This is a genomic window from Sporolactobacillus inulinus (assembly GCF_006539285.1).
GTDB classification, from domain to species: domain Bacteria; phylum Bacillota; class Bacilli; order Bacillales; family Sporolactobacillaceae; genus Sporolactobacillus; species Sporolactobacillus inulinus.
Window position 1 is genome coordinate 1 of sequence record NZ_BJMS01000137.1, and the last position, 5,585, is coordinate 5,585.

Here is a 5,585-nt window from a genome sequence, read left to right on the forward strand (position 1 = left end):
CGTGTCTTGACAATGGGGTCCACTTTATTCTTCCCTATATAATAAGAGAAGTAAATAAAAAAGGAATCAAGATTGGATTAACGACCGCTGGAATTACTGCAGTGTATCTTGAAAAAAATCATCCGAATGAATTTGCACTTTTAAATGATGTGGATGTAAGTTTTGATTCACCATTTGAACAAGAACATAATCGGAATCGTGGGGCCAATATTTTTTGGGAAGCTAAAAAAGCAATAGAAATTTGCCAAAAACATAAAAAAAGTCATACGATTGTTATGTGTGCTATGAAATGGAATTTTTCAGAAAAACATTTAAAAGCATTGGTAAACCTTGCAAAAAATACTAAATCAAATGTGCGCATTAATATGATGAAGCCCACTGAAAGAAAACATATGGCTAGTATGGTAGAGCCTGAACAATATTATAAAGGCTATGAAGTTCTAAATTCACTCTGCGATGTTATTGACATGACAGATCCAATAGTTTCGGGGGCCACTAATCGTGAAGATAGCAAGCGGTGTCCATGTGGGCGTACTTCATTTAGAATTCATTCCATTACTCCAGATGGTAAGATTCCAATTGCTCCATGTGTATATTTGCACGATTTTAAGGTTGGAGATTTGATTACAAATAATATAAAAGATTTAATAAATTCTCCGCAATTTAAATTGTTTAGAAAACGGAATAAAAACCCTCAATTAATAGAAAAATGCAAAGAATGCGACATAAGACAAATATGTGGCGGTGGTTGTGCTGCTATGGCATATTTGTACAGATTGCACACCTCAGAAGAACGGTCTCTATTCACTAGAGATCCGTATTGTTCTAAAGCTCATAGTAAAAAATTATCAAAAACTAAAGTAGTAAAGCAAGGGAATCAGCAACTTGTTCATATGGATTATTTATGTACGTGGATAGGGACACCAAAATAAAAAATCCTGTGGTATTAAGTCAAGGCCTAAGTAATACGTGGTTTTTCATTATTCGTGAACTTTCTCAAAATTTGACAACACAAAACCAGGCCTTCGAAAAATACAAATTTTTTAAAGGTTGAAAGGGAAGCCGAAATTACTTCGTTTCGGTTGTCTCACATCCCTTCGGTGTGTAGATCAGGTGGTCGCGGAGTAGCACATCCACCAGATGAACTAATTTTCTTGCGGTCAGGACGAGAGCTCGTTTATAACGAAACTTGGGAACTTCATGGAATTTCTTCAGCAATAGGCCCGGTAAGCCGGGCCTCGGTTTTCTACTGAATTGGCAGCTTCAATCAAGTAATAACGAAGGTACTCATTATCTGTGTGGGTTCGCGAGTGGTCGGACTGAGACATTTTCCAATAGAACTCGGCATATTCGGCTAATTGGATCGTTGTCGAATCGGCCGCTCTCAGCGATAAGTTCGGCGGCGTAGACCGGCCGATTCCGGGGACACTCAGTAGATTTTGCGTCTCCGGAATGATTTGGTACATGGCTTCGATACTCTTATCTAGACTCTGGATTTGCTTTTTAATCCGGCAACGATATGAGCATAACTGGCCAGTACGATGTCTACCGAATCTTGAAGGACTTTGCCCAAACGATAGGCATCGCAGATGGCCTTTTGAATGACCTGAGCGAGTTTCTCCGGATCAAAAGCGGTCTTTGCCCGCATGGTTTAATTGAGCCGCAAGGTCCGCTATATTCATTTGGGCGATGTCATCCAGAGACAAAGAATCGTTGAGAATGTCCATAATCGACGCACTGAAGATAGAAATTGGGAGCTCTCGGGTCAGAGTATTGCACTTGTAATAAAGATTCTCCAGAAAGTGCCACTTACATTCCGTCATTTGACGGATCAGCTGATAACGCGTCCGTGTCAGCCTTTGAAGGTCGATATACTTCTCTTCCTTGATGATCGGCACCCGGTAGCGTTCGATCCGCAGAAAATCCGGGATGCGGAACGCATTGATAGTGTTCGCCTTGTCCTCATCAAACAGCCCTTTATAACGACGGATTATCGTTGGGTTGAGCGTGACGACATCCAAGGGCAGGGCTTTGAGCTTCTGATCCTCATGAAAGAACATTGCCGGGTGAAAACTGTAGACCGAGGTGGATTCCATGCCATTGATAATTCATAGACGAACTGGTCTTTAACACAAGTGCTTTAATTTCACTGGCACCGTTCAGGTCATTAGCCGTTGACTGTTGGGCCAACTTGTTTTGTTTACTATCCAAAACGCACACATCAAGTTTCTCGGAACTGACGTCAATGCCAAAAAAGAGTTTCATTGGGAAGGACCTCCTTTCCCTCAAATTTTGGAATAAGCTCGAATACTGCGTGATGTCCCCTAATTACAGCTGTATCAACGCGACCTCACGATCAGTAGACTTTGATCACTGGCTCAAAGCTGCTTCATCCCTACTCATGATGAATGATGGGTTGAGCCTGTAATCGCTACATTTTGTGCGTTTGCATCTCTGACAGTTGTCTGGACGGCAGACTTAGAACGTAGATCAACTACAGGAGTGATAAGCCTATACCAGTTGGATCCATTCCAATGAATAACTAGGAGTCTGTCGTCTGTCCGGTGAAAAATATTAATTCATAGAATCCGAATATAATTAAACTGCTTAGGCTATTTGTTCGTATTTTATGGCATAAAGCATTGAAAAATGGGCTAACAATCTTTTTTAATGATTATTTCTGAAGGCTTTTGTTCCGTCGGACAGACTCCTAGAGGAAATCACGCAGTATTCGAGTTGAACAGAAACTGGAAAGCTAAAGTTTAATATTAATAATACGAGGAATGAATACAATGAAAAAGCTGAGAGTAAGGGTTACTGTTGATAGACCTATTGGATATGTTGATGAATTCAATAATACGTATCCCATTAACTATGGATATATCGAAGGAATAATTGGAGGGGATAATGAAGAACAAGATGCATACATTATTTCTAGAAGCGTGAATAAACCGGTAACAAATTTTGAAGGGGAATTAATAGCTATAATTCATAGAAAAGATGATGTAGAAGATAAGTGGGTTATCACTTCAAAAGGTGAGAGTTATACTGAAAAACAGATTAGAGATAAGGTTGATTTTAAAGAAAAATATTTTAATTCAGAGATTAAACTAATTAAGGGAAAACATTCAAAAAAACAATAATGGTGATATTTATCACAATACAGTTAAACATTTACCACACCGAATTATAGATAAGTTACACTTAATTAGACGGATAAGTTAACGTCATGTCACTTGGTTATTGTGCCTTCTTCACCGCCAAAAGCGACTTAAATCGCCTTGAATTATTTGATTATGTCCATTGGTATTGGTTCAATAATCTTCGCATCCATGGCTCACTAGACTGAAGGCGGCCATCGTAATAGGCCACTCGGTGATTACCGCCAATGGAATGTACCAGCATCGCCAACTTTTTTACCACTAAACGCCAAACAATTTACCACATAAAGTCAGTGAGTTTACCATGTGGGAATCCAATGAGTCGTGTCAGCAAAACACTATGAATTTAATAGTGAATTTGCACAGTCTCCCCTTCCCAACATAGCTAACACTTCTGATTTCTTAGAGGTTCTGTCAAGGGCGACCGTAGGGAGGGCATAGCCTGTAACCCTTGAGAGGTTCTATAAGAAATCAGAAACTCCTCCATCCTTGGGAAGGGGGAAAGGAAAACGCTCAAAGGGATTACCGGATTATTCGAGTGAAAATGGCGTTAGCAATAAATTCTATGGGACGTTACCACAATTCTTGCCAACAAGGGAATTTTCTTGTAGTATCGCGTCATCTATAGGATTATCTTCATCTGGTAAGCACCTTGGCAATGGGTGGTAAAAAAGATGTCACAGGTGGTACATTTAGCTGGCCGTTATCAACTCGGACGTGCGGACTATTTTTTGGCAAAAGGGGGCCGCTGACGTGGCCGCCGTCACTAGACTATCTAAACCAACTGAATACAAGTTACAACATTCTTAAAATTTGTCCAATTTAGTGTTGACATACCAAGAAATTCAAAGGAGGGATTAATCCTTTATAGTTTGTCATTAATTTACTTTATTGATTGCTTTCTTGATATTATAGTTCGTGAACAGAAGGCAAAGTGTATGGAGAGATATATTTATGTGGAGATCATTACATCCGAATTTAAAGATCCGTTTAATCACCTCCGTTATGACAATTTTTGTTAGCGATATGATTTTTCCGTTTATGGCCATGTATTTCTCTCAATTTTTTGGAGCGACGCTTGCTGGCTTTTTATTATTTATAAATGTTATTATTTCTGTACTCTCTGGCTTTATCGGTGGTTATCTTAGTGATAGATTTGGAAGAAAAAAGATAATGGTGCTTGCACAGATGATAAAATTTTTATCTCTAAGTGGCATGACTATAGCAAATTCTCAAATCTGGTTTTCACCATTATTTACTTTCCTCATGCTGGGTGTAGAAAATGTTGCAAGCGGACTTATGCATCCGTCTGAGGAAGCCATGTTAATAGATGTGAGTACAGATGAAACTCGGCGCTTTATGTACACTATTAATTATTGGGTGACAAATTTGGGGATGGCGGCTGGAGCGGCAATAGGTGGAATGTTTTTTAATTCACACCGCTTTACGTTATTTCTACTAGTTAGTGCATTTTCGCTGGTAATCTTAGGGTTGATTGTTTTTTGTATTAAAGAGGTTTATCATCAACTTAAAAATATAGATAAGAACATATCAATTTATATGCATTATTTACATGTGGTTAATGATAAGCCGTTTATCTTATTCTGCATTGGAAGCCTATTAATTTTATCTCTTGAGTGTCAGTCGACAAATTATATTGCTGTTTACTTAAAAAAAGCCTTCAAACCAATAATTATAAATCACTGGTTTGAATTAGATAGTTATATGATGATTAGTTGGATGCGCATTGAGAACACATTAATCGTGGTATTTCTAACATTAATTGTCACAAGATTCATTAAAAAATATTCTGCTTACTCGGTACTTTTTGTAGGATTGAGTATATATTCTCTTGGCTATGCCATGCAGACATTAAGTATTCAATGGTTTGGACTTGTTTTTGCTGTTCTAATTGCGAGTGTCGGAGAATTAATGTATGTGCCTATTAGTCAGAGTTTATTAGCCGCGCTGACTAAAGATAAATCAAGAGCCTCTTACATGGCAATTTATAGTTCTGTTTTTCAGGTAACAAAAATGTTTGGAGCCTTGGGGATAATTATTGGATCATTTTTACCTTCGTATATTATGGGATTAATCTTTTTCTGCGTTGGGCTCATCGGACTAAAATGTTATTTGAAAGTGGGTAAAAAAGTATATGTCAAATAACAAACATCCTGAAGTGATCAACTATATATCATAAAAATACCAATTGAAATGCGAGTAAAAGATCCAAAACTTGAATACGTGTTAGAAGAAAGTCACCGAAGAGATCAAAAAGTGTGGGAGGACTTTAAACACTCATTTCATTGGCGAGAGTCCACAAGCTATAGGAAGACACTCTGCCGACTGTTTACTTACTTGAAAATTATTGAAGAGAATTTTTCTGATTTTTTGATAGAACAAAAACTTGAACAAGAAGTATCT

Annotated in this window: 4 protein-coding genes and 1 pseudogene; 4 read left to right on the forward strand and 1 reads right to left on the reverse strand. The window is 38.0% G+C overall.

Annotated features, from left to right (window positions below; genetic code table 11):
- A partial coding sequence (locus tag SIN01_RS13660) for an SPASM domain-containing protein (protein ID WP_141306137.1) occupies positions 1–932 on the forward strand: 932 nt, incomplete at its 5' end.
- 136 nt (positions 933–1,068) lie between these two features.
- Here SIN01_RS13660 and SIN01_RS15725 read toward each other — a convergent pair.
- Positions 1,069–2,265 (reverse strand): annotated as a pseudogene (locus SIN01_RS15725) (IS110 family RNA-guided transposase).
- Between the two features lie 518 nt (positions 2,266–2,783).
- Between SIN01_RS15725 and SIN01_RS13670 the strand changes: the two are divergent.
- The 3 genes from SIN01_RS13670 (at position 2,784) to SIN01_RS13675 (ending at position 5,327) form a co-directional block, all read left to right on the forward strand.
- Positions 2,784–3,143, forward strand: coding sequence for an inorganic diphosphatase (locus SIN01_RS13670; RefSeq protein WP_373864411.1), 360 nt, complete (start codon positions 2,784–2,786; stop codon positions 3,141–3,143).
- A gap of 86 nt (positions 3,144–3,229) precedes the next feature.
- On the forward strand, positions 3,230–3,349 hold the full coding sequence (locus SIN01_RS15785) for an IS3 family transposase (RefSeq protein WP_475297022.1): 120 nt from the start codon (positions 3,230–3,232) through the stop codon (positions 3,347–3,349).
- Positions 3,350–4,115: 766 nt separating this feature from the next.
- On the forward strand, positions 4,116–5,327 hold the full coding sequence (locus SIN01_RS13675) for an MFS transporter (protein ID WP_010027141.1): 1,212 nt from the start codon (positions 4,116–4,118) through the stop codon (positions 5,325–5,327).
- Positions 5,328–5,585: the final 258 nt, after the last annotated feature.